The 243-nt window shown below is 69.5% G+C and carries 1 protein-coding gene; it reads right to left on the reverse strand.

Translation table 11 applies throughout. The features are described 5' to 3' along the window. The coding region (locus OO48_RS34215; RefSeq protein ID WP_033223655.1) for a hypothetical protein at nucleotides 1–243 on the reverse strand (243 nt) is incomplete at both ends.

Below are 243 nucleotides of genomic sequence, written 5' to 3' on the forward strand. Positions count from 1 at the left end.
GACGAGTCCCTTGCCGAGGTAGCCGGTGACGTTCTGCTGGTTGGGCAGGGTGCCCTGGGCGGGGCCGGTGCCGAAGGCGGTGCCGGCGGTCGTCCAGGACCCGTAGGTGCTCCCCTCGAAGTCGGCGAGGACCTTCGGGCCTTGGTCGGTGAGGGTGAACTGGTCGGCGTTGATGTGGCCCCAGCCGCCGGTGTTGTTGTCGACGATCTGGATCCGGGCCTGCTTGCCGGCGAGGTCGTGCAG

It is taken from the genome of Kitasatospora phosalacinea (assembly GCF_000716545.1).
Classification (GTDB): Bacteria; Actinomycetota; Actinomycetes; order Streptomycetales; family Streptomycetaceae; genus Kitasatospora; species Kitasatospora phosalacinea.